Annotated in this window: 23 protein-coding genes, 1 pseudogene and 1 riboswitch; of the genes and pseudogenes, 16 read left to right on the top strand and 8 right to left on the bottom strand. The window is 43.1% G+C overall.

Translation table 11 applies throughout. The annotated features are described in order from the left end of the window. The first annotated feature begins 14 nt into the window (after positions 1-14). Together NSTC731_RS25870 and NSTC731_RS25865 are read left to right on the top strand one after the other, a co-directional pair. Positions 15-431, top strand: a complete 417-nt coding sequence (locus tag NSTC731_RS25870; RefSeq protein WP_445627434.1) for a KTSC domain-containing protein — start codon at positions 15-17, stop codon at positions 429-431. 208 nt (positions 432-639) lie between these two features. Next, entirely contained in the window at positions 640-1,125 is a 486-nt protein-coding gene (locus tag NSTC731_RS25865; protein WP_094350603.1) for a molybdenum cofactor biosynthesis protein MoaE, read from the top strand. 339 nt (positions 1,126-1,464) lie between these two features. Here the strand turns inward: NSTC731_RS25865 and NSTC731_RS25860 are convergent, their stop codons facing one another. Further along, positions 1,465-1,875 (bottom strand): VOC family protein, encoded by a 411-nt coding sequence (locus NSTC731_RS25860; RefSeq protein ID WP_445627433.1) that lies wholly within the window; start codon positions 1,873-1,875, stop codon positions 1,465-1,467. 103 nt (positions 1,876-1,978) lie between these two features. Beyond that, positions 1,979-2,392, bottom strand: a complete 414-nt coding sequence (locus NSTC731_RS25855) for a GNAT family acetyltransferase (protein ID WP_445627432.1) — start codon at positions 2,390-2,392, stop codon at positions 1,979-1,981. 150 nt (positions 2,393-2,542) lie between these two features. Between NSTC731_RS25855 and NSTC731_RS25850 the strand changes: the two genes are divergently transcribed. From NSTC731_RS25850 to NSTC731_RS25795, 12 genes and pseudogenes are all read left to right on the top strand, one after another. After that, the gene (locus tag NSTC731_RS25850) at positions 2,543-3,298 is read left to right on the top strand and encodes a dienelactone hydrolase family protein (RefSeq protein ID WP_445627431.1); all 756 of its coding nucleotides are present in this window, start codon (positions 2,543-2,545) and stop codon (positions 3,296-3,298) included. Positions 3,299-3,609: 311 nt separating this feature from the next. Then, positions 3,610-4,656, top strand: a complete 1,047-nt coding sequence (locus NSTC731_RS25845; RefSeq protein WP_445627430.1) for a sulfonate ABC transporter substrate-binding protein — start codon at positions 3,610-3,612, stop codon at positions 4,654-4,656. A 17-nt stretch (positions 4,657-4,673) separates the two neighbouring features. Next, a complete protein-coding gene (gene ssuD / locus NSTC731_RS25840; RefSeq protein WP_445627429.1) occupies positions 4,674-5,810 on the top strand; it encodes an FMNH2-dependent alkanesulfonate monooxygenase in 1,137 nt (378 codons plus the stop codon). Between the two features lie 189 nt (positions 5,811-5,999). After that, complete coding sequence (locus NSTC731_RS25835) at positions 6,000-7,367, top strand: LLM class flavin-dependent oxidoreductase (RefSeq protein WP_445627428.1); 1,368 nt, start codon at positions 6,000-6,002, stop codon at positions 7,365-7,367. Between the two features lie 341 nt (positions 7,368-7,708). Beyond that, positions 7,709-7,792: riboswitch (adenosylcobalamin-variant (AdoCbl-variant) riboswitch) on the top strand. Between the two features lie 61 nt (positions 7,793-7,853). Then, on the top strand, positions 7,854-8,285 hold the full coding sequence (locus tag NSTC731_RS25830) for a hypothetical protein (protein ID WP_445627427.1): 432 nt from the start codon (positions 7,854-7,856) through the stop codon (positions 8,283-8,285). Positions 8,286-8,290: 5 nt separating this feature from the next. Continuing rightward, the gene (locus tag NSTC731_RS25825) at positions 8,291-9,376 is read left to right on the top strand and encodes a hypothetical protein (protein ID WP_445627426.1); all 1,086 of its coding nucleotides are present in this window, start codon (positions 8,291-8,293) and stop codon (positions 9,374-9,376) included. A 48-nt stretch (positions 9,377-9,424) separates the two neighbouring features. Next, positions 9,425-10,051, top strand: a complete 627-nt coding sequence (locus NSTC731_RS25820; RefSeq protein ID WP_445627425.1) for a precorrin-8X methylmutase — start codon at positions 9,425-9,427, stop codon at positions 10,049-10,051. A 2-nt stretch (positions 10,052-10,053) separates the two neighbouring features. Next, positions 10,054-10,758, top strand: a complete 705-nt coding sequence (locus NSTC731_RS25815) for a precorrin-2 C(20)-methyltransferase (protein ID WP_445627424.1) — start codon at positions 10,054-10,056, stop codon at positions 10,756-10,758. 81 nt (positions 10,759-10,839) lie between these two features. Further along, positions 10,840-11,166, top strand: a complete 327-nt coding sequence (locus tag NSTC731_RS25810) for an ArsR/SmtB family transcription factor (RefSeq protein WP_445627423.1) — start codon at positions 10,840-10,842, stop codon at positions 11,164-11,166. A 195-nt stretch (positions 11,167-11,361) separates the two neighbouring features. Next, entirely contained in the window at positions 11,362-12,426 is a 1,065-nt protein-coding gene (gene arsB / locus NSTC731_RS25805) for an ACR3 family arsenite efflux transporter (RefSeq protein WP_445627422.1), read from the top strand. A gap of 31 nt (positions 12,427-12,457) precedes the next feature. Beyond that, complete coding sequence (gene arsC, locus NSTC731_RS25800) at positions 12,458-12,871, top strand: arsenate reductase, glutathione/glutaredoxin type (protein WP_445627421.1); 414 nt, start codon at positions 12,458-12,460, stop codon at positions 12,869-12,871. A gap of 129 nt (positions 12,872-13,000) precedes the next feature. Then, positions 13,001-13,126: pseudogene (locus tag NSTC731_RS25795) on the top strand (arsenical resistance protein ArsH); the annotation flags it as partial. Between the two features lie 362 nt (positions 13,127-13,488). On the opposite strand, the gene NSTC731_RS25790 reads toward NSTC731_RS25795, so the two are convergent. From NSTC731_RS25790 to NSTC731_RS25765, 6 genes are all read right to left on the bottom strand, one after another. Continuing rightward, complete coding sequence (locus NSTC731_RS25790) at positions 13,489-14,175, bottom strand: PHP domain-containing protein (RefSeq protein WP_445627420.1); 687 nt, start codon at positions 14,173-14,175, stop codon at positions 13,489-13,491. 592 nt (positions 14,176-14,767) lie between these two features. Continuing rightward, positions 14,768-15,904, bottom strand: a complete 1,137-nt coding sequence (locus NSTC731_RS25785) for an AIR synthase related protein (protein ID WP_445627419.1) — start codon at positions 15,902-15,904, stop codon at positions 14,768-14,770. Between the two features lie 69 nt (positions 15,905-15,973). Next, positions 15,974-16,180 carry a hypothetical protein gene (locus tag NSTC731_RS25780; protein WP_322680752.1) on the bottom strand — a complete coding sequence of 69 codons (207 nt, stop codon included), beginning with the start codon at positions 16,178-16,180 and terminating at the stop codon, positions 15,974-15,976. 108 nt (positions 16,181-16,288) lie between these two features. Further along, entirely contained in the window at positions 16,289-16,891 is a 603-nt protein-coding gene (locus NSTC731_RS25775) for a superoxide dismutase (protein WP_335002524.1), read from the bottom strand. A gap of 512 nt (positions 16,892-17,403) precedes the next feature. Continuing rightward, the gene (locus NSTC731_RS25770; protein WP_445627418.1) at positions 17,404-19,011 is read right to left on the bottom strand and encodes a bifunctional pantoate--beta-alanine ligase/(d)CMP kinase; all 1,608 of its coding nucleotides are present in this window, start codon (positions 19,009-19,011) and stop codon (positions 17,404-17,406) included. Positions 19,012-19,193: 182 nt separating this feature from the next. Then, complete coding sequence (locus NSTC731_RS25765) at positions 19,194-20,297, bottom strand: septal ring lytic transglycosylase RlpA family protein (protein ID WP_445627417.1); 1,104 nt, start codon at positions 20,295-20,297, stop codon at positions 19,194-19,196. Positions 20,298-21,196: 899 nt separating this feature from the next. Between NSTC731_RS25765 and glsA the strand changes: the two genes are divergently transcribed. Further along, positions 21,197-22,180 (top strand): glutaminase A, encoded by a 984-nt coding sequence (gene glsA / locus NSTC731_RS25760; RefSeq protein ID WP_445627416.1) that lies wholly within the window; start codon positions 21,197-21,199, stop codon positions 22,178-22,180. Next, positions 22,173-22,574 carry a hypothetical protein gene (locus NSTC731_RS25755; protein ID WP_445627415.1) on the top strand — a complete coding sequence of 134 codons (402 nt, stop codon included), beginning with the start codon at positions 22,173-22,175 and terminating at the stop codon, positions 22,572-22,574. The genes glsA and NSTC731_RS25755 overlap by 8 nt, the downstream gene beginning before the upstream one ends. Positions 22,575-22,622 lie beyond the last annotated feature (48 nt).

Raw genomic sequence — 22,622 nt, 5'->3', positions numbered from 1 at the left:
AGAGTACAAAATAAATGAAGCTATCTAAGGTAGACTTGAGCAGTTTAGTAGCGATCGCTCATTCTGATGGATATTTGCAGTTGTTGCTCGACCGAGGCAACGAACTAGAGTTTTTGGAAATTCCAGCACCGATACAAGCTTATGAAGGATTGCAAGAACTAAACGAAGCGATTGCCGAAACGACTGCATTACCTTTTGAAGAAGAACCTATTGTCATGCTACCAGTTGTCTCATCAATGGCTATGGCTGTAGGCTACGATCGCAACGAACAGATTTTGCAAGTTGAGTTTCAAAGTGGAGCGGTTTATCAGTACTTAGGCGTAGACGAGGATACTTGGGAAGATTTACATTCCTCGGATTCAATTGGCAGCTTTTTCAATCAAGAGATTAAAGGTAGATATGACTGCGATCGTCTAGATGGTGCAGATTAATAGACCTCTTGCAAAAAGCACTTTTGCACTCTTGGGGAAAAGGGTAAAGGTTAAAGGGGAAAGGGACTTTTGCAGAACCTTTTCCCCTTCCCCTTCCCCTTTCCCCTTTTCCCCTTCTTGGGACCCCACTTTCCCCTTTTCCCAACAAATGCCAAGAAGTCTTTTCTTCAGAGACAATAGAAAAAACCCATATAATATCAACGCAGTTATGACAACTACACTTACCTCTGCTGTTAAACCAAGAGCCGAAGATAGTTTTGCCATTACCTTTGCACCATTGTCTCTGGAAGAAATCTACGCCAAATCCGACGATCCAGCCAATGGTGCTGTGGTTGTGATGAGTGGTATGGTTCGCAATCAAACCGATGGTAAACCTGTGATTGCTCTAGAGTATCAAGCTTATGAACCGATGGCGTTACGGATATTTTATCAAATTGCTGCTGATATTCGCTTATCTATGTCTGATGTGAATCGAGTCGCGATTTATCATCGTGTTGGACGTTTGCAAGTTGGGGAAATCAGCGTTTTAGTAGCTGTGGGTTCTCCTCATCGGAGTGAGGCGTTTGAAGCTTGCCAATATGCTATTGATACGCTCAAACACAATGCCCCTATATGGAAGAAAGAACATTGGCAAGATGGTTCTAGCACCTGGGTGAGTATTGGTGCGTGTGAAACATCAGGAGAAAATTGTTAATTTGACAAAGAATTCAGAAGTCAGAATTTAGATTGACAAAATTTTGACAAGTCAGATAGTACCATTTCTTTGCGAGGCTGCGCCAAATTTTCTTTCTTTGTGTACTTTGCGCCCTTTTCTAACGAGACGCTGCGCAATGCGGTTCGTTTTTTTCTTATACTTCACTCCTAATATGGTTTAGCGCATCTTCATACAGAATTGGTATAAGATGCTATATTTTTTTTCCAAATTTGTTGAACTCATCGACACCACTCGCCAGAACCTTGAAAACCATCGTAACTTCTCTACGAGACGCTGCGCGAACGTTGAATGGTGTCGATTGTTTTCACAGTAAGAATTTCAGGCTATCAAATCGATTGTTTGTCGCTGTGCAAAAGTACTCTTAACGAACTCTGCAATCTCTATACGATTCCCACCGGGATCTCGGAGGAAAAACCGCACGCATCCTGGAAGTGGTCGTCGATCGGGAATAATTTCTATCCCATACTCTTTTAGGTGTTCTTCAAAGGCGTTCAAGTTATCGACTTGGAAACAAAAATGCCGTCTTGATGCTTGGTTATTGGCGTTTTTCTCTCTACTAACGTGCAGTTCAATATCTCCCAATTTGTACCACGCTCCTGAATCATTTTTGATGACATCAGGTCTGGCAATTTCAGTCAATCCTAAAACTTTACTATAAAAAAACAGCATTGCATCCTCCACTTCCAGAGGATAGGTTACTTGAATATGATGAACTGCATTAAGCTTCATAAATTTTTCTCCTAATTTGGGTTAAATTTGGTATGCCTACAATCACCTTTTGCTGTAATCCTGGCGTATTTTTAAAGTTTTTCTGTTCAAACTCACCAAACATCTATACGACAAGCTTTCCCATACTGATGCGTTCTTCAATGAGATAGCCAAGTTTTCTATAAAACTCAACTACTTCTGCGTTGGAGACACGAACTTGGAGATTGATTTTGAGGCATCCCATCGCTATTAATACCTTCTCTGCGTGCTGCACTAGCTTGCTACCAATACCCTGCCGTTGATACTGAGGACTGACTGCAACTGTATATAGCCAACCGCGATGCCCGTCATATCCTGCCATGATAGTCCCTACAATCACAGAGTTAATCTCAGTAACGAAAAACAACTCTGGCTGTACAGCAAGCTTCTGACTGATTACCAATTTTGGGCTGCTGTGCGACGGGTTATTAGGAAACACCTCATCCCACAAAGCACTGACTAATTCAGCATCAGATTCTTGGTATGGTCTTATATTCATCTACATCTCTAAATCAAAGGACTTGCCTTTGCACATTGTTTGTGAAATACTACTCTTAAAACTACGGCAAATCGATATATTTTAAGTAGTATTGTACAAAAATTACCATAAAACATCGCGTCCTGAAAGCAATTACAGGCTAATCCTAAGATGACAAACACAGAAATTCGCACTGCTCAAGTTAAAGTTCCTAACGGAGATTTGCAAATTGATGCTTACTTGGCTGAACCAGCACAAAAGGGAACCTTCCCAGCCGTTATCGTGATTCAGGAAATTTTTGGGGTTAATATTCACATTCGGGAAGTTGCTGAGAAATTCGCCAAAGAGGGGTATGTGGCGATCGCACCGACTTTATTTCAACGCACCGCCCCCGGTTTTGAGGGGGGATACACTCCTGAAGATGTCCAACAAGGGAGAGGGTATAAAGAGCAGACAACAGCAGAGGAAATATTGAGTGATATTAAAGCTGCGATCGCTTATTTAAAAACTCTACCAAATGTACAAGGAGATGCGATCGGCTCTATTGGTTTTTGCTTTGGTGGTCATGTCGTTTATCTAGCTGCCACCTTACCAGATATTAAAGTTACAGCTTCTTTCTATGGTGGCGGGATTCCCAACTCAACTCCCGGCGGTGGAGAACCAACCATCACGCGCACTCCAGAGATTAAAGGCCCCATTTACGCCTTCTTTGGTCTTGATGACCAGGGAATCCCCTTAGAACATACAGAACAGATTGAGGCTGAATTGAAGAAAAATCAGATTACTCATGCTATCTTCCGTTATCCCGGTGCAGGACATGGCTTTTTCTGCAACCATCGCGCCAGCTACAATGCCGAAGCTGCCGCCGATGCTTGGAAAAATGTTCAAGAACTGTTCCAAAAGAACCTTCAGCTTCAAAAAGTTTAAATCTTGAGGTTACGAGCAATACAACACTAGAGGCGTACAGATGTGCGCATAGGTGTTAACTTAACGTGAAAGCCAGCCGAAAAAAAGCTTTTAGATATTGTCTGGTTCCCCTGCTCCGACTGGGAATGCTGTCCTAGAGGCTCCGCCTCCCTTGCTGGCGGCAGAGCTGCAATTGAAGAGCATTTCCAGCCCAGAGGCTAGAAACGAGATTTGACAAAGCTTTTAGCTTAAGTTGACACCTATCTCTACAACCGAACATAGGCATAGCCAAATAAGTCCAAAAGCAAATTAAAAAACAAAGTATCACGTCCATGATTCCCGTTTTCAAACAGCCACAAGTTAAGATTTTACAACGTTTTTCATTATTCCTTTTACCTGGATTATTAACAATCTCAACAACCTTAATTAGTTGCTCAGTCCAAACCCCAAATTCAGCAAATCAAACCACTGGTTTGAAAACCAAAGTTGTCCGAATGGGATATCAAAGTTCTGGGGATATTTTCAGACTTAAAGGATCGATCGAAAAACGTCTAAAGCCTTTAGGTATTTCTGTAGAATGGGCGCAATTTGCCGCCGGGCCACAACTGATGGAAGCAATGAATGTAGGCAGGGTTGATATTGGCTCTGTAGGCGAGACTCCCCCGATATTTGCCCAAGCGGCTGGCACATCTTTAGTTTATATTGCTAGTAATAAACCCAGTACTGGTAAAGGAAGCGGAATTATCGTTCAAAAGAATTCACCGATTCGGAGTTTAGCCGATCTCAAAGGTAAAAAAGTAGTTTTTCAAAAGGGTTCTGCTTCCCATTACTTATTAATAAAAGCTTTGGAAGAGGCTGGTTTGAAATATAGTGATATTCAAGCTATTAGCCTCCCTCCTTCAGAAGCCCGTGATGCTTTTATTCAAGGCAAAATTGATGCCTGGGTAACTTGGGACCCTTATTTAGCCGTGGCCCAAAAAAAAGCAAATGCTCGTGTTTTGAGAGATGCTAGTGGCATTTCTACTCAGGGCGGATATTACATGGCAGCGCGAAAATTTGCCACAGAAAACCCGAAATTAGTGCGATTAGTTCTTGAGGAGATAGATAACACAGGTCAATGGGCTGAAAAAAACCGATCGCAAGTTGTAAAACTGACTATTCCTCACCTCAAAATTGATGAAGATATTTTAACAACAATGGTTGAAAGGCGAACTTACGGTATAAGACCAATTACGCCTGAAATTATGGAAAAACAACAGAAAATTGCAGATTTATTTGCCAAAGAAAAAGTGATTCCTAAACCCATCAATATTAAGGAAGCGATGCTGACTAGCGAACAATATGCAGCGATAACACCGGAAACCATTAGCCAGAAATAGCGCCAGGAGATAAGAAAATGGAAGTTTTTTGGTATTTGCCGACCCAGGGAGATGAACGTTATTTAGGTACTACAATTGGCAGACGAGCAGCCACTTACCCCTATATGCAGCAAATCGCCCAAGCTGTTGATAAATTGGGCTATGGCGGGATGTTGATTGGTACCGGACAAAAACAAGATACTTGGATTGTCGCTACTTCATTAATTTCAGTTACAGAACGCTTACGGTTTCTTGTAGCCTTTCGTCCGGCAATTATGTCGCCTTCTTTAGCAGTTAGAATGGCTGCGACTTTTGACCAGATTTCTAATGGTCGAATTATTCTGAATGTTGTCACTGGTGGCGACACCAAAGAACTTGCAAAAGATGGGATTTTCTTAGATCGTGACCAGCGTTATGAACTGACAGATGAGTTTTTGACAATTTGGCGATCGCTCATGCAAGGTGAAGAAGTAACCTATAGTGGTCGCCATCTCAAAGTTCAAGGCGCAAAACTCCAATTTCCTCCCGTACAAAAGCCTTATCCCACCTTGTATTTTGGCGGTTCTTCAGATGCGGCGCTCCAAGTTGCAGCCAAACACATTGATGTGTATTTAACTTGGGGTGAACCACCAGAGCAAGTTGCCGAAAAGATTGCAAAAGTACGCCGATTAGCAGCAGAACAAGGTAGAACGGTACGTTTTGGGATTCGGATGCACGTCATAGTCCGCGAAACTACGCAAAAAGCTTGGGATGCAGCTAATGAACTGATTCAGTATGTCGATGATGAAACCATAGCAGCTGCACATCAGCGGTTTTCTGAATCGGAATCAGAAGGACAACGCCGGATGGCTCAACTGCATAAAGGCGAACGCCAAAACCTAGAAATTAGCCCCAACTTATGGGCAGGTGTTGGCTTAGTACGTGGCGGCGCTGGGACTGCCTTAGTCGGAGATCCAGACACAGTTGCAGCGCGGATGCTGGAATATGCCGATTTAGGAATTGATACCTTCGTTTTCTCAGGTTATCCCCATCTCGAAGAAGCCTATCGAGTCGCAGAATTACTGTTTCCTCGCTTACCAGTGCAAACACCAGGCATCGCATTACCGCAGCAGGTTGCAAGTACATTCAGTGAATTTGTTACCAAAACAGATTTACTCAAACCCCAGCCAGTGTAAGCAATTCAAAATCCAAAAACTAACGTGATTTAACTCATAACACCTTAGTACAACATTGCATAAATTCGGCAAAACTCTGCATTCCTCTGCGCTACGCCAGTTGCTACAACGCGGGGAACCCGCGCAACGCACTGGCTTAACTTTGCGTGCCTATGCGTTTAAAAACACTACGATTTTACAGACAAAAGTATGAGTACGAAAAAACCTCAACTTAGACTAGGCGCATTCTTGCCCAGTACTGGTCATCACGTAGCGTCATGGCGACACCCCGAAGCGCAAGCTAATGCTGGTTTGAACTTTCAGCATTATAAAAGGCTGGCACAGACGGCAGAACGCGGCAAATTTGACATGATTTTCTTTGCAGACGGTGTGGCTGTGCGCGATCGCAATCAAAGCGCCGACCTTTTGAGCCGAAATGGCAAACTCGTCCACTTTGAGCCTCTCACCCTGTTGTCGGCTTTGTCTGTGGTGACGGAAAACATCGGTTTGACGGCGACAGTATCGACTACATACAACGAGCCTTATCACCTCGCCCGCAAATTTGCATCATTAGATTATCTTAGCGGTGGCCGTGCAGGTTGGAATCTTGTAACTTCTGCTACCGAAGCTGAAGCGTTGAACTTCAATCGGGAAAAGCACATGGAACATACCCTACGTTATCAGCGTGCGAAAGAGTTTGTGGATGTAGTCACCAAGCTCTGGGATAGTTGGGAGGATGACGCCTTCTTACATGATAAAGAATCGGGTATTTACTTCGATCCCAATAAACTGCACGTTCCCAACCACAAAGGCGAGCATTTTTCAGTGCGTGGGCCGCTAAATGTGGCGCGTCCTATCCAGGGTTATCCGGTGATTATTCAAGCTGGGTCTTCCGAGGATGGTAAGAATCTGGCTGCACAAACGGCGGAGGTAATTTTCACTGCCCAGCAGACCTTGGCAGAAGCTCAGGCTTTTTATCAAGATGTGAAGGGGAGACTGGCTGAATACGGGCGCTCACCTGAGCATCTTAAGATTATGCCAGGTGTATTCCCAGTTATCGGCAAAACTGAGCAAGAAGCTAAAGACAAATTCGATCGAATTCAGGAGTTGATCGATCCGGTGGTCGGCTTAAATTTGCTTGGCTCAATGATCGGTGGATTTGACCTATCCGGCTATCCATTGGACGGGCCGTTGCCAGAGCTACCAGAGACTAACGGGGGTAAAAGCCGTCAGCAACTTCTGATTGACCTAGCTAAGAGAGAAAATTTCACGATTCGACAACTGTATTTGTCGATAGCTGGAGCGCGTGGGCATCGTCAGATTCTAGGCACACCAGAACAAATTGCCGATCAGCTAGAAGATTGGTTTGTCAATGGCGGGGCAGATGGCTTTAATATTATGCCGCCCTGGTTGCCGGGAGGATTGGATGAGTTTGTAGACTTGGTAATTCCTGAATTGCAACGTCGGGGTCTGTTCCGTACAGAGTATGAAGCACGAACCCTGCGCGAAAATCTTGGTTTACCTCGTCCAGTAAATCAGTTTAGCAAAGTTGCTACTCGTGAAGCGGCGATCGCCTAACTTTTTCTAAAGCAAGTTTTTCAGCAAAAAGGCTCAAGCATTCCCAATACAGTTAGGATAAGCATTTTGAACTCAGAATTAGCTTTGGGGAAAAGGGAAATGGGTTTGCGGTTAAAGGTTTTTTATTCCCCTTTCCCCTTTCCCCTTTAACCGAACCGTATTGCAAGCATTCCTGCCTGAGCCATGACTAAATTCAATTTATAGATTAGCTTCAAGAACTATATCTTGCGATCGGTAGTGGATAAGCTCAGTTAAAATTTATCGCCATAGTAATGTAAAATGATTATCTGGATGATGTCTGGTTGATATCTATAACCTCAACAAAGTCTAAATTACTAAAGCTGAGAGTTGGGAAACTCCGGTGAAATTCCGGGACTGTGCCGCAGCTGTGATGGGATGACCCAAGTCAGAATGCCAACTCTCAGGATGTCCTCAAGACACACTCACCGTCTACTCCCTGCGTTGCACGGGGAAGGAGTTCTAAAATTGGTTTCTGGATTTGCCACTTGTCCCGGCTTGTTTTATGCTACTCCTGCCGCAGATGGGATATTATCTCGCGTTAGAATACCAGGTGGAATTATTACTAGTCAGCAGTGCCGTGCGATCGCAGATATAGCAGAACAGCACGGTGGCGGCTATATAGATGTGACTAATCGAGCTAACCTGCAAGTTCGTGAAATCCGCACCGGGATAAATGCTGAGGTTCTGAAATACCTCCAAAATATGGGATTGGGTTCTGACAATACTGTTGTAGACCAAATCCGCAATATTATGACCAGTCCAACTGCTGGTATCGACCCGCTAGAATTAATCGATACTCGCCCTTTTGTTCAAGGTTGGGATGATTATATTGCAGCACATCCGGCGCTTTCGGGACTGTCGGCCAATTCAGCGTTTGCTTTGATGGTGGTGGGATAATTCAGGTGGGCGATCGCTTGAATGATATCGCTTTTGCAGCTGTCTTACTTAACGATAATGTTTACTTTCGGCTCTCTCTCAGTGTTGGTGAGAAGGGTCAACCCCCCAGCGATACAGGAATTTTACTACCACCAGAAAAATGTTTGCCCGTCTTAGCAGCTTTGGCAGATGTCTATCTAGCTTATAGTCATCATACTACGAGTAAGCGCCGGCCACGTTTGAGAGAGTTATTGAATACTTTGGGTTGTGAAAATTATCTCCAAGAAGTTGAACAGCATTTACCTTTTTCTCTTTTGTACACTGAAATCAGAAAAGACCTAACCCCCCAACCCCCTTCCCTTGTAGGGAAGGGGGAGAAATATCAGCATATTGGCATTCATCCCCAACGTCAGCAAGGCTTATTTTACATTGGTGTCGTCTTGCCCCTTGGTCGATTGGAAAGTAGACAGATGCGGGGTTTAGCAGATTTAGCGGCAAAATACGGTAGTGGAACTCTTAGGCTAACCCCTTGGCAAAATTTGCTCCTTACAGATATTCCTCAGCAATGGGTTGCTGATGTCCAAAGTGAAATTGCTTTATTAGAATTAGATTCCTCTGCAAACAACATCAAGGGTGGATTAGTTGCCTGTTCGGGAAAAAAAGGTTGCGCTGCTTCTGCCACTGACACTAAAAGTCATGCGTTGGCATTGGCAGAGTATCTTAAAACTCGCGTTACTCTCGATTACCCAGTTAATATCCACTTCACTGGCTGCGAAAAATCTTGTGCCCAGCACAGCAAAAGTGATATTACTCTCCTCGGCGTCACCATTGAGGCTGAAAATAGAACTGTGGAAGGCTATCACGTTTATGTTGGTGACAGCAATCAGAAATTCGGACGCGAACTATATCAATATGTAACTTTTGCCGAACTACCTGCATTAATAGGGCGGATGCTATATGTATATAAAATTCAACGCTTAAATTCTAATGAGTCCTTTGGAGAATTTGCTAATCGATTTGCACTGGAACAATTACAGCAATTATTTAATATAATCCCTCAATCAATTGCGAACAAAAAGATTCCCAACTTTTTAGAGAAGTCGGCAATCTAAGCCTTTTGATTTTTATATATTAATCCCAAATTTAAAATCCCAAATTGAATGCCCGACTATATCCGAGATGCCAACGAAATTTACCGTAATTCTTTTGCAATCATCCGGTCAGAAGCGAACTTAGATGTGTTGCCATCCGATGTAGCAAAAGTTGCTGTACGTCTAATTCATGCCTGTGGGATGACGGATATTGTCACTGAGTTGGGATATTCACCAACAGCAGTACAATCCGCAAGAGCAGCACTGGCAAATGGAGCGCCAATACTGTGCGATTGCCGCATGGTTGCCGATGGCGTTACCAGACGGCGGTTGTCTGCAAACAATCAAGTTATCTGTACCCTTAACGAACCAGAAGTACCAGAACTTGCCCAGCGTATGGGTACTACAAGGTCGGCGGCAGCTCTTGAATTATGGCGATCGCACCTGGAAGGCTCAGTAATTGCAATTGGGAATGCGCCCACAGCACTATTCCGACTGTTAGAAATCCTTGATGAAGGAGCGCCCAAACCTGCAATTATCTTAGGCTTTCCAGTGGGGTTTGTCGGTGCAGCAGAATCAAAAGCCGCACTGGCAGCAGATAGCAGAAATGTACCATTTTTAACCTTACACGGTCGGCGCGGTGGAAGTGCGATCGCGGCAGCAGCAGTTAACGCCCTGGCAACGGAGGAAGAATGAATATGCAACCCAAAGGTCGTCTCTATGGAATTGGTGTCGGCCCAGGCGATCCCGAACTACTGACTCTGAAAGCACTGCGGTTATTACGTGCGGCTCCTGTGGTAGCTTATCAATCAGCCACAGATAAAGAAAGTATTGCTAGAGCGATCGTGGCGCAGTATCTTCCTGGCAATCAAATCGAAGTACTATTTCACCTCCCCCGCGCTTTGGAACCAGAAAAGGCCCAGTCTATTTATGACCAGGAAATTCAACCAATCGCTGACCATTTAGCAGCAGGTCGAGATGTTGTAGTATTATGCGAGGGCGATCCATTTTTCTATGGTTCGTTCATGTACGTGTTCACGCGGTTATGCGACCAGTACGAAACAGAAGTTGTCCCCGGAGTTTCCTCGCTGATGGCTTGTCCGGTAGCCTTGGGTGTACCTTTCACATACTATACTGATATTCTCACAGTCTTACCCGCCCCGTTGCCAGCAGAAGAACTGACTACACATCTGCTGATGACCGACGCCGCCGCAATTATGAAACTAGGTCGTCACTTTACCAAAGTACGAGATATCTTGCATAAATTAGGCCTAGCATCACGGGCAAGATATATTGAGCGGGCATCAACATCACAGCAACGCATCATCCCCCTAGATGAAGTCGATCCAGCCGAGGTACCCTATTTCTCAATGATTGTGATTCCCACCAAGAATCGACTATAGACTGACCTTTTCTTTTTAGTTAAGGTATTATTTAACCGATGATTGAGACTTTACCATAAAGAAATACTTCAAGAAAAGTTGATGGCTTTTAATAGCACCTTCACTCCTGATACGATCGCTGCTGGCTTTCATGCCCTGTCTGACCCTCTACGGATTCAGGTATTAGAACTGCTGCGCTCTCAAGAACTATGCGTCTGTGACCTATGCGACCACCTGGGAACCACTCAATCTAAACTGTCTTTTCACCTCAAAACCCTGAAAGAAGCGGGTTTAGTTCGCGCTCGTCAAGAAGGGCGCTGGATTTACTACAGCCTCAATCTACCGCAGTTTGCTGCCTTAGAGCTATATTTAGCAGAATTCCGCCGTTTTAGCCCCATATTACCTATTCGTCCCCCCTGCGAACCTTAAATATTCATCAATTTTTTTTGTCATATTTTGTTTAATTTTAGTTTTATAGGCATTGATAAATCAATTTTTTTTGAAATGATGGAGATATACTCTTGATATAACTCACGAATTTTAGATTTTCAATTTTGGATTTTGGATTGAATAATCTGAAATTCCTGCTCAAAGCTCCTGCATTCATGTATGGGGTTAATTGTCATGAACAAAAAAACTTCAAAACGCCTCTCCTTTATTGACCGCTTCCTAACCTTATGGATTTTTTTAGCAATGGCGATCGGTGTTGGTCTAGGCTATTTCTTTCCTGGAGTAGAAGCCTTTATCAATCAGTTCCAGGTGGGAGCAACCAATATACCGATCGCCATCGGGTTAATTTTGATGATGTATCCGCCCTTAGCCAAGGTGCGGTATGAAGAATTAGGGGATGTATTTCGCAACGGAAAAATTCTTGGTGTTTCACTAATTCAGAATTGGATCGTTGGGCCAATTTTGATGTTTGTTCTGGCAGCTATCTTCTTACACAGTTATCCAGAATACATGACGGGATTGATTTTGATTGGATTAGCCCGGTGTATTGCAATGGTAGTTGTATGGAGTGACTTGGCACGAGCTAATACAGAGTACACGGCTGGATTGGTTGCCTTTAACAGCATCTTTCAAGTCATCTTTTATAGTCCTTATGCCTGGTTTTTCATTACTGTACTGCCGCCACTGTTTGGCTTACAAGGTAGTGTTGTTCATGTCAGTATTGCTGAGATTGCCCAAAGTGTGTTTATCTATCTTGGTATTCCGTTTTTAGCTGGATTTTTCACTCGTTACTTCTTAGTAAAGGTGAAAAGTAAGCAGTGGTATCACGAGGAATTTGTGCCTAAAATCAGCCCCATCGCACTGATTGCTTTATTATTTACAATCGTGGTTATGTTCAGCTTGAAAGGGAATTTGATTGTTCAAATCCCCTTTGATGTAGTGAAGATTGCAATTCCGTTGATCGTCTACTTCATCATCATGTTTTTGGTCAGCTTTTACATGGCTAGGCGCGTTAAAACAGACTATTCTAGAGCCGCAAGTGTCGCCTTTACATCTGCAGGAAATAATTTTGAATTAGCGATCGCCACTGCGATCGCAGTATTTGGCATTAATTCGGGTGTTGCTTTTGCCGCCGTCGTCGGGCCTCTGGTGGAAGTGCCTGTATTGATTGGTCTGGTTAATGTGGCTTTCTGGTTTGAAAAACGTTATTTTTTGCCATCTGAATCGAGAAGCTTTTAAATTTAGCCAAATTATTCAAAGGAGTTGAACCATGAAACGTGTGATGTTTGTCTGCAAAAAGAATTCTGCCCGTTCCCAAATGGCGGAAGGTTTTGCTAAAACTCTTGGTAAAGGAAAAATTGCAGCGATTAGCTCTGGGTTAGAAGCAAGTCAGGTCAGACCAGAAGCGATTGCAACCATGAAAGAAATTGGTATCGACATTACCGATCAACACTCCAAACCCCTGAGTGATTTCCAAGCGAAAGACTTTGATGTAGTAATTTCTTTGTGTGGCTGTGGCGTGAATTTACCGCCTGAATGGGTTGTGCGGGAAGTATTTGAAGACTGGCAGTTAGACGATCCAGCAGAACAACCAGAAATTTTTCCAAGAGTCCGCGATGAAATCAAAGAACGGGTCACTCAATTAATTGAGTCTGTAAATAAAGAATTTACAACTGCTCGATAAATATTAGACTTCTTGGCATTTGTCGGGAAAAGGGGAAAAAGGTTCTGCAAAAGTCCCTTTTCCCTTTAACCTTTACCCTTTTCCCCAAGAGTGCAAAAAGCACAAATGCCAAGAGGTCTATTATTTGTAGTGCGGATGTTCGCGATCCCCAATCAATCGTCAGTGGCTAAAGCATATCAGGAGTTTAACGAAGACGGGACTATGAAGGATTCGCTTTCCTGCGATCGCGTTGTCGATGTGATGGAAGCTGTTTACGGACGCGATCGCTTCCGTTATGGACGAAAGAAACAAGTCAAATCCTCTTCCCTTCTACTTCCTGCCTTGTTTGTGAGAAGAACTTTACAAATTTACTTTGCTATTGCGTCTCTTGAAATTAACTTTAACGTGAGTTCGACAAGCCCTTTTTTGACCTCTCCCCCAACCCCTCTTGGACACAGAGAGCAGAGCCAAAACCCTAATTTTTCGTTGCTCCTCCCTTGACCCGTGGGAGAGGGAAGTTGTCCGGGAGAGGTTCATCGAACTCACGTTAACTTTAAAACAAATTGACTATTGAGCATCTAAAAAAAGATAATCTCCTGGCAGATTGAACCAGGAGATTTAAAAAAATTGATTCATCTTTACAAGCGTTGTAGCAGACTCAAACCGTGGCTATCAGTACCACAGGTATTGAAAAGAAAGTATTCATCAGCCAACTTTTGCACTTGTTCTGATTCCAATACGCTGGGTTTCCAAGGGTTAGGGTTATTGTAGGCGTAGAAAGTTTCCACACCATCAATGCCCTTTTGGGCCGCAGCTGGAATTAAGTCAAAATGCGATCGCTTGTAACGAGCTGGATGAGCCAGAACTGCCAATCCCCCAGCTTCATGAATAGCGGCAATCACGTTACTTGCCTGATATTCTTGCCCTGTAGTCGGCCTTCTTTGCAGATAAGGTTTCATACTAGGGTGTTCTATGGCAAAAGCGTAAGCCAAAATGTGAACTTCTATATTCAAAAGGCTGGCATTGATTTCCACGCCGCTCCACAGGTGAGGAGTGGTTGCATGAGAATTATTCCACTTCCAATCTTCTAACCAAGCAAGGGCCGCTTGATAGCCGATAATACCATGATGATCGGTGATGGCTAACCCTTTTAACCCAATAGCGATCGCCTGCTCCATCAATGCACTCGGCTGCAACTTACCATCTGAGTAGACAGTGTGCATGTGAAAGTTGAATAACTTTGGACAACTATATGCATCAATGTTACGGAATACTTGCTTTAAAAGCTCTGCCGAAGTTGTAGTACGGGCCAAATTTACAACCATAACCCCCTCTGAAGAAAAATATCTATCGTTAACACACCAAAATGCCACATCTCTGGATGAGAAAGAACCAACACTAAAAATTAGTATCGGCTGCTACTTTCTCAGCTTTCTCAGCAAATTTTTCAATATGTTAAGACTACGTTAGCAAATCTTAATCTCAGTAGTCATGGGTAATACAAACTACTTTATTCTTAAGCAGTACTAAATATTACATTCAAAATTCATCAATGCGCCTATAACATCTGTGTTAAATGGCTTAAAAAATAAAGGTTTAGTAGAGTAATTATCTCAAATAAGCCGAAAATGCAAATTGATTTAGTGTGTAAAAAATATTACTTTTCTCAGTAATTACAGCTTTTTTCTAACCAATAATGATTTTAGCGTAGGTGTAGCCAGCACTTCTCTACGAGACGCTGCGCGTAGCTTGCTTAAGAGGAGGGGTACGACAAAGCTACTTCGGCTGCGCGGTAGTTGAGCGCAGTCGAAACTCAGTACAAGTCAGTGACCACCGCAGGCATCGCATAAGTGAGTCTAAAATAGCTTCGAGAAAACTAAGATGTCTACGACGGGCTATGCCTACATTTGGGTTGTATCATACCCCTCGCGCAATTCCAAAAGAATCTCCCTTCAAGGTGACTCCAAGAGGTTCTATCACTACCTCGCGGGAAAGAGACGCTTCAACTCTTCCAGCGATCGCAGCCGAAAGTTGATGTTCTCTTGCAAGTAGGACAATTCTCTCTGCATCCTGTTTAGACTCTGTATAGAATGCGAATCCTGCACCGTAATTGAACACCGAAAGCATCGTCTCGGCCCCGCCCTGAAGATGACTCTCAACAAATGTAAATATCTCTGGTACTGGGAGCATTGTTTCGATAACGTACCGAAGCGGCTTCACCGACCGCATCAGCTTTTGCCAGCCATGACCAGTAATATTCTCCATCGCCGTCGGACGAATTCCTTCGCCAAGCACTGCCTGTACAAGGGGCGTATAAAGATACGAAGCAGCATTCATAGCTTCCCAGAACTCTTGCCCACTTGGAAGTTTTGTTCTGTAGCCATCAGGAAGCGACTCGGCAAGTTTTCGCAGTGGTGTAAAGCCGTTCTCATGGGGGCCCGAACTTTCAACCAGAACAATAGTATTTCCGGCATCCAGACGCGAGCTATCAATAGGAACGACACCAGCGGGCATAACCCCAAAAACCGAGCCAGCGATATCGAGCCGCCCTGGAATCATCTTGGTTTTTAGTTGAGGAGTTTCTCCTGAGAGATACACACACCCGACTCGTTTGCACCCCTCTACTACTCCATCAAGAAACCCATCAAGGAAAGCGGGGGTAAAAATTGTTTCAGGAGTACTCGAAGGCAGATAAAGACCGAGAAGTATAGTCTGCATACCTGAAGTTGCGGCATCATTCGTCAGACACGAAACGATCTTAATCCCAATATTCCACCAGAATCGTCGAAGTTCTTCTTCGGAAAGATCGTCAGGGCGGGTATCGTCTGCGGTGCCTAGTCCTTCCGGCACAAGTGTCATCGAAAGTTCTCTAGCCCCCGCCTCTAGAAACGGAGCGAGATTGAAGCTGAAAGCATTAGCACTTGCTCCTAGACCTGACGCGGGGACGATGCCATAAGAGCTTGCAAAGCCAAGTGTGCGTTTTGCAGCATCGATGAAGCGTCGTTTTGCAGCATCGAGAGTATCGTAATCGACTTGATCGAGAGCTTGAGCCATCAGGTTGTGTTTTAAGTTAAGAGTTAGGAGTTAAAAGTTAGGAAAACTCATAACTCATAACTCCTCACTTTAAAATACCTCATCTTCAATACCGCGCCACCATTCACCTAATTTCATCAAGTCTTGGTAAATATCTTCTAATTCTTTGGTATAAACATCGTTTGTCAGAGTGGCTCGACGCTCTTGCAATTTTTTGAGACGCAGTTGTATCAATACCCAAGGTTTAGAGATGCTATTCGTTGCTTCGATGTATTGCGCTAGTTCTTTGCTATCCATATATTTTGATTTATCTAACAGAATTCAGGAGTCAGGAGTCAGAATTCAGAATAAATTCTTTCCTCCTGCCTCCCGCCTCCTGCCCTCTGCCTTTCTTTAGGCAAGTAATTAAGCTTTAGCCAAGTTTTCAGCAGCAAAGTCCCAGTTGACCAAGTTATCTAGGAAATTCTTGATGAACGCTGGACGGGCGTTTTTATAGTCAATGTAGTAGGCGTGTTCCCAAACATCCAAGGTTAAGAGTGCCTTCTTACCATGAGCTAGGGGATTTTCTGCATTTGGTGTTTTGATCACCTTTAGCGTACCACCATCATCGATCAGCCAAGACCATCCGCTGCCGAATTGAGTTGCAGCCGCGTTAGAGAACTCTTCCTTGAATTTGTCAAAGCTACCAAAATCTTTATCGATTTTGGCTGCGAGTTCACCTGTGGGTGTACCACCACCTTGTGGTTTCAAAGAATTCCAGAAGAAGGTGTGGTTCCAAACTTGGGCAGCGTTGTTGAAGATTCCCACCTTAGAGGAGTCTTGGAAAGAAATTTTGATTACTTCTTCTAGGGACTTATCAGCAAGTTCTGTACCTTCAGTGAGCTTGTTGAGGTTGTCTACATAAGCTTTGTGATGCTTGCCATAGTGATACTCAAAAGTTTCAGCTTTCATGCCAAAAGGCTCTAGAGCATCTTTTTCAAAGGGTAGTGGGGGCTGTACAAATGCCATTGTGTCAAATCCTCTCTTTACCGGTTTCTAGTTTGTAAGCTATTGCAGAAGTTTGGGAAATTAATAGCTTTTATTTTTAGGGGTTTTATGCCTTTGATTAGTGAAACATAAAACTTAACATCGTCATTCTACTACCAAAGTGAAGACAGAAACAAAGTACTTGGTTGATAAGTCAAATCGCTAGCAATTCCTGATTATAAATAAAAATGACTAATATTTTATAACTAAAGGCTAATAACTAAATAGCATTTAGCAATTAAAACTTTAATACTTCTATCTTTAGTAAGATTAATTACGATTTTAAAAATCAGTCGAAAGCGAGATGATTTAGTAATTAAAGAAGTTTAAATTAATTTAATAAATATTTACACTTACTATAGTGTTAATTTTCAAATTAAAATAACCGATAGTTAACTTATCTATATTTATTTTTAAATACAGTTTTAAGGATGGTAAGTGAATAATCACTCACCACCTTTTGAAACTAAAAAGCTAACAGCAAATAGCAGCAATTAATACTGAGATAAACGCTGTTGGTAATAGTTAACGATTTGTGCTGTGACTTCAGACACGTCCAAACCATCAGTTTGAAGTTCGATCGCATCTGCTGCTTTCTGCAAAGGAGAAACCTTGCGTGTACTATCTTTCCAGTCACGTTCGGCGATGTCGTGTTCCAACTGCTCTAAACTCACTTCCGGTTGACCTTGGGTGTTAAAGTCTTGTTGGCGGCGACGGGCGCGTTCACTTACAGAAGCGGTTAAGAAGATTTTAACTTCGGCATCGGGAAATACGTGAGTACCGATATCCCGACCTTCAGCAACTAAACCACCTTTTTTACCCCAGTTTTGCTGTTGTTTAACCAGTGCTTGACGGACAGCGCTTTGTGCCGCGATCGCCGATACAAGAGAAGTTACCTCAATCGTGCGAATTGCCTGGGTAACATCAGCACCATCAATCCAAACCTGCACGGACGAATGTAAATCCTGGGTGGGAATCAGTTCAATTTTACACTGATTAGCTAATTCGGCGATCGCACACTCATCGTCAATAGCAATACCCTTTTGCAGTACTAACCAAGTGACAGCACGGTACATCGCTCCTGTATCTAAATACACTAAATTCAGGTTTGCTGCCACTTGCCGCGCCACTGTGGATTTTCCAGCCCCGGCTGGCCCATCAATGGCGATAATGGGTTGACGATCGCGCAATATAATATTGTCAATCAAACGTGTAGCACCAAAACGAGCTGCGATCGCCAACATTCCTTCCTCCTCAACTTTTTCTAAAGACATCAACGTAGTCGGTTCAACCAATTCAATATATTCCACACAGGCCGTGCTGACCATTGCCACTTCTTGCTGTACCACTGCTATCAACTTGTTACTATTGCGATCGCCTGCAATGAATGCGGCTTGGGCTTGTCGCAAGCCCCGATATAATACCGCTGCTTGCTCTTTTGCCGTTGCCGTCAAATATTGATTGCGAGAACTGAAGGCCAGACCCGACGCTTCCCGTACTGTTGGACAAGCAACAATTTCTACTGGCAAATTTAAGTCAGCCACTAAGCGTTTAATAATTGCTAGTTGCTGACCATCCTTTTCACCAAAGTAGGCACGGTCAGGCTGTACCAAATTGAAAAGTTTGGTAACAATCGTAGCGACACCCTGAAAGTGACCTTGCCGAGAACGACCACACAAACCTGCGATCATAGTGGATGGGGGGATAACTTGTGTAACCTTTGATTCTTGTATACTCTTCTGGGGAACAGCCATTGCTTCCGGAGTCGGTGCAAAAATGGCATCTACCCCAGCTTGTTCGCAAAGTTGTTGGTCTTGCTCTAAAGTGCGGGGATAGCGTTGATAATCCTCATTAGGAGCAAATTGCAGGGGATTAACGAAAATACTCACAATCACCATAGAATTTTCGTGCCGCGCCCGTTGGATCAAGCTTAAATGACCTTGATGCAAATTTCCCATCGTTGGCACCAGACCGACTGCCGTCTGATACCAGCCAGTCATCTCATCTAGTCTCAGATCCTCAGTAACTGCAATTAGCTTGTTTTCTGAGCAGCGTTTAGTTAAATAGCAGCGTAAAGCTGCGACTGTTGTCAGCAGGCGCACAAAAATACCCCTAGTTCTTATCGATCCCTCCCCCGTTAGTTTATATCCGAAATAGAGGGAATTGATTGAACTAGGGGAATTAAGTGATACGGAACTGGGATTGAGGTTAGGAGAAAGGTTATAGGTGACAGGCGATCGAGAATAATTTTTCCCCTGTAACCTGTAACCTGTAACCTACTCGATTATTTTCCCAATACCTCAATATGCACTGGCGCTACGCCACTGCCCATCATTCCCAAAATTCGAGCCGCGCCGGCAGACACGTCAATGACTCGACCCCGAATGTATGGGCCTCGGTCGTTAATCCGCAACACTACGGAACGACCGTTGCGAGTGTTAGTTACACGAACTTGCGTACCAAAGGGTAAACTACGATGAGCGGCAGTCATTGCTTCGGGATTAAATCTCTGACCGCTAGCAGTGCGATTACCAGAACCGTCATAGCCGTAATAAGAAGCCATGCCTCTCAGGGTGGCTCGCACTACTCCGACGGCAACCTGTTGAGGCAGTTTTGATATTGATATTTGTTGACGAACTGGTAAATTTGCAATCTCTTTTAGGGGAGATGCATTGCCTAGTAGTCTCCGCAAGCGATTGGTTGCTTGCAATGCATCTTGCGCTAGATCGTTGGTAGTACCTGCTAATCGCGTACCTTCGCTGATTTCGACCAACTCTTCGTCATTAATTTTAATTACATAGCGATCGCCATTTTGCTGGGCAGGGACGCTTTTGTTTTGCGCTTGATTGGCAGTAGATTTTTCCCCTGCTTTCCAACTGACGGTAATTTTACTCCCGTCCACGTTTTCTCGATTCAACTGGTTGATCTTAGCTGCTACTACACCAGCTATCTGAACCGGGTCATCGTCAGTGGAGCTAATCTGGTTACTCGCATCTGTTGCGTTCCCAGTATTCAATGCATTTGATGAATTGCTAGCAATAAGGGCGTACCCTTGTACGCCCCCAGTATTGCCAATTGCACCAACTTTTTTAGTCTCAAGATTTGTATTTGATACAGAACTCAAAAAGGTGAGAACAGGTATATTTTTGATAAAAAGGGTTGCCGCCTTACGTCCTTTAATGTTGTGAGGATGAATTTCTGTAATCACAGCATCCAAGGTTTGTTTCCCTGCTGTTGATTGGTACTCTCCCACCTTAACCACATCAGGGGCAGGTGATTTTTGGGATGCTAGCGCATTTCCTTTGGTGGTTTGAGTGCAACCGACTGAGGGTACTCCCAAAACAGCCATAAACAGGGCAACAATAGTCCACAAATGTCTTTGATTCATGCGTCCGTTTTTGAAAGCGACTGTAGAACTTAAAGTTTTATAACTTGCGGGATTTATCGCTAATGAAAGTGATTTCCCTTTTGAAAAACTCGAACTCGTTCCGTTTTCACTTTGTTCTTTATAACTGCAACAGACTAACACGAACCTTTTAGCTTGGGGATCAGGGTTTTAGCGTAACTATGGGCCACTTTCTCAAATTCCCATTCCAATTTGAAGGTCGAAACCTTTCTCAAAAGCGGACTTCGGCTATGTAACGCTTTTTTGTGTAAGTCAAAAATTTCTTAAAAAAACTTTACGCTTATTTCACACTAAAGTAGCGATACCCTATTCACATCACTTCTAAAGGCTCGCAACTATTCGTGTATTCTAGATCACATTGTTTTTGGCTATTTCCTATAAGAAGTTAATATAACTTTAATTAAATGGCATCGGCATAAATACCTAAAATCATTTATTTAATGAAATATTTAGATTTCACTATGAATAAGTCACGATCTCAGTTACATCTTAAAAAATTATGCAAATTAGTTTGAGTCTGATATCTTTTTTCAAAGTTTTTTCTACTTACATCAATCATTACTTTTATTCTCCATGACTAAACTGATACTAGTGATAAATATAACCTTACATGACCGTATTGCTGAGTATAAAAAAAAGGACAATACCCAAAGAAATATTTTTCAGGATTAATGACTTAAAAATTAAGAAAACTTTGCGATCGCTTAAACAACAGATGTTGCATGTAGCATAAATCACATCTTATCTTGTTTATCTTCAGTAATTGCTCAAGTATGATTTTTTAGAGCAAGCTGTTTTTGACAAAATCTTTGTAACTGTAGGGATGTACAGCTGCACCTCTTCTATATATAGTAGGTATTTTGGGAAATGCCATCAGCCTAATGACAAACCAAGCACATCCAGGAGATATAGAAATAGAACCATCGCCATTAAAAGCTGTTCTCAACGAGTTACATTCCCAGTACAAGTGTGTGCAAGAGGGTGCAGTAGCGAAATACATTCCCGAACTGGCAAAGGCAAACCCGGATTTGTTCAGCATTTGCATTGTGACAGTAGACGGTCAGGTTTATAAAGTTGGGGACTACGAGCAACTTTTTACCATTCAGTCAATTTCTAAGGTGTTTGCTTATGGACTTGCCTTAGAAGATCATGGACTGGATTATGTTTTAACTAGAGTTGGCGTTGAACCGACGGGAGATGCATTCAACGCGATTGTTTTGGATGAGCAATCAAAGCGACCTTATAATCCAATGGTAAATGCAGGTGCGATCGCCACCACTAGCTTAATCAAAGGTTCCGGCCCCACCGAACGCCTCAACCGGATGCTGGATATGTTTCGCCGATATATTGGCCGCGACGTATTCGTTGACATTTCAGTTTTTACCTCAGAACGAAGTACAGGACATCGCAACCGTGCAATGGCGCATTTGATGCTCAACTTTGGCATGATTGACCGGAATATTGAAGAGGCGCTGGATCTTTATTTCCAGCAGTGTGCTGTGATGGTGAATTGTCAAGACTTAGCAGTGATGGCGGCTACTCTGGCTAACAGAGGTATTAACCCGATTACCAAAGAACAGGCGGTAGATAAGCGTTATATTAAAGATATTCTGAGTGTGATGTATACCTGCGGGATGTACAACTTTGCAGGTGAGTGGGCTTATAAAATTGGGATTCCGGCGAAAAGCGGTATTTCTGGTGGTATTATTGCCGTTGTACCCAATAAGATGGGCATTGGAGTTTTTTCGCCACTGCTGGATGTGCGTGGTAATAGTGTGCGGGGGGTAAAGGTGTGTGAAGAACTTTCCCAACGGTTAGGTTTACATCTATTTGATTGTTCAGATCGAGAGGCGAAATTTGCTTGAAACAAGCAAAGGGGTAGAGGAATTTTATTTTAGAGTATTTTATAGTTCTTTTAAGACGAAAGTTGGGATTAATATTATGCATGAAATTTCAAAGCAGACTATAAAGGCAGCACAAAAACATGCTCAAAAAGCAATTGAGCATAGCAAAGAGATACAAGAGTTGGGTAAGAGTTTAGAAACAGATGACCAAATCGATCCCGAACAAAAAGAACGTATCGAAGCCTATGGAAAAACCATGCATGAACACGCGCAGAAATTTCAAGATTTGGCGCACAGACTAATAGAAGAACCTTCAACAGATGTATATTCAGAAGCAGTAGAGGAGCATACGAAGGTAAATCAAGCCCATATCGAAGCAATTAAAGAATTTCAAAAGATACAACCGCCAGCTTAAATGAGATATTAATTAAATATGAAATTTATTTGCTTTTAGCTGGATGTA

This window comes from Nostoc sp. DSM 114167, assembly GCF_052692655.1.
Note: the sequence above shows the minus strand (reverse complement) of the source record. Positions and strands in the feature narration are given on the sequence as shown.

Bases quoted from the DNA above. Each gene is read 5' to 3' on its own strand.
- glsA (WP_445627416.1), top strand. From the start codon at position 21,197: ATGACAAACCAAGCACATCCAGGAGATATAGAAATAGAACCATCGCCA.
- NSTC731_RS25775 (WP_335002524.1), bottom strand. From the start codon at position 16,891: ATGGCATTTGTACAGCCCCCACTACCCTTTGAAAAAGATGCTCTAGAG.
- NSTC731_RS25820 (WP_445627425.1), top strand. From the start codon at position 9,425: ATGCCCGACTATATCCGAGATGCCAACGAAATTTACCGTAATTCTTTT.
- arsB (WP_445627422.1), top strand. From the start codon at position 11,362: ATGAACAAAAAAACTTCAAAACGCCTCTCCTTTATTGACCGCTTCCTA.
- NSTC731_RS25815 (WP_445627424.1), top strand. From the start codon at position 10,054: ATGCAACCCAAAGGTCGTCTCTATGGAATTGGTGTCGGCCCAGGCGAT.
- NSTC731_RS25850 (WP_445627431.1), top strand. From the start codon at position 2,543: ATGACAAACACAGAAATTCGCACTGCTCAAGTTAAAGTTCCTAACGGA.
- NSTC731_RS25855 (WP_445627432.1), bottom strand. From the start codon at position 2,392: ATGAATATAAGACCATACCAAGAATCTGATGCTGAATTAGTCAGTGCT.
- NSTC731_RS25785 (WP_445627419.1), bottom strand. From the start codon at position 15,904: ATGGCTCAAGCTCTCGATCAAGTCGATTACGATACTCTCGATGCTGCA.
- NSTC731_RS25860 (WP_445627433.1), bottom strand. From the start codon at position 1,875: ATGAAGCTTAATGCAGTTCATCATATTCAAGTAACCTATCCTCTGGAA.
- NSTC731_RS25810 (WP_445627423.1), top strand. From the start codon at position 10,840: ATGGCTTTTAATAGCACCTTCACTCCTGATACGATCGCTGCTGGCTTT.
- NSTC731_RS25765 (WP_445627417.1), bottom strand. From the start codon at position 20,297: ATGAATCAAAGACATTTGTGGACTATTGTTGCCCTGTTTATGGCTGTT.
- ssuD (WP_445627429.1), top strand. From the start codon at position 4,674: ATGGAAGTTTTTTGGTATTTGCCGACCCAGGGAGATGAACGTTATTTA.
- NSTC731_RS25780 (WP_322680752.1), bottom strand. From the start codon at position 16,180: ATGGATAGCAAAGAACTAGCGCAATACATCGAAGCAACGAATAGCATC.
- NSTC731_RS25790 (WP_445627420.1), bottom strand. From the start codon at position 14,175: ATGGTTGTAAATTTGGCCCGTACTACAACTTCGGCAGAGCTTTTAAAG.
- NSTC731_RS25835 (WP_445627428.1), top strand. From the start codon at position 6,000: ATGAGTACGAAAAAACCTCAACTTAGACTAGGCGCATTCTTGCCCAGT.
- NSTC731_RS25865 (WP_094350603.1), top strand. From the start codon at position 640: ATGACAACTACACTTACCTCTGCTGTTAAACCAAGAGCCGAAGATAGT.
- arsC (WP_445627421.1), top strand. From the start codon at position 12,458: ATGAAACGTGTGATGTTTGTCTGCAAAAAGAATTCTGCCCGTTCCCAA.
- NSTC731_RS25845 (WP_445627430.1), top strand. From the start codon at position 3,610: ATGATTCCCGTTTTCAAACAGCCACAAGTTAAGATTTTACAACGTTTT.
- NSTC731_RS25870 (WP_445627434.1), top strand. From the start codon at position 15: ATGAAGCTATCTAAGGTAGACTTGAGCAGTTTAGTAGCGATCGCTCAT.